The organism is Novosphingobium sp. ST904 (assembly GCF_001298105.1).
In the GTDB taxonomy this organism is placed as follows: Bacteria; Pseudomonadota; Alphaproteobacteria; order Sphingomonadales; family Sphingomonadaceae; genus Novosphingobium.
In genome coordinates, this window is the sequence record NZ_LGJH01000005.1 from 1 (window position 1) to 563 (window position 563).

The following is a 563-nucleotide window of genomic DNA, read 5'->3' on the forward strand; positions in this document are numbered from 1 at the left end:
TTTCCGCTCGCACCATTTGGGTGCACCCGAACGTGACGATCGGAAGTGACATATACGACATGTCACAAAAGGGTGGTTCCGTCACCAATGTTACTGTACGAGGGCAAAGCCACCCTAATGTGACGGATTTGCCCATGACCCGCGTCGGCTACGCCCGCGTCAGCACCATCGACCAGGATCTCGACATCCAGGTTGCCCGGTTGAAGGCAGCGGGCTGTGAAATCCTCCGCTCCGAAACAGGCTCGGGCGCATCGCGCACTGGACGCACGGAGCTTGAGACGATCATGCAGTTTCCTGCGCGCCGATGACGAACTCGTCGTCCTGCGTCTCGATCGGCTCGGTCGCTCCACACGCGATGTTCTCAATCTGGTTCATGAACTCGACCAGAAGGGAGCCTCATTGCGGGTGCTTGAGCCGGAGGTGACGACGGCCGGAAGCATGGGGCGGATGGTGATCACCATTCGTGGGCATGGTCGCGGACATGGAACTGACGTTCATCAAGGACGGCAGCGCGCCGGGATCGAGGCGCGCGCGCCGAAGGCGTCTACAAAGGCCGGAAGAAA

The 563-nt window shown here is 60.4% G+C and carries 2 protein-coding genes; both read left to right on the plus strand.

Features of this window, described 5'->3' with window-relative positions; genetic code table 11:
- Nucleotides 1–308, plus strand: a 308-nt coding sequence (locus ADT71_RS34805; RefSeq protein ID WP_255351588.1) for a recombinase family protein, incomplete at its 5' end; no start/stop codon positions are given.
- A partial coding sequence (locus tag ADT71_RS00020) for a recombinase family protein (protein WP_255351589.1) occupies nt 274–563 on the plus strand: 290 nt, incomplete at its 3' end. The genes ADT71_RS34805 and ADT71_RS00020, both read left to right, overlap by 35 nt.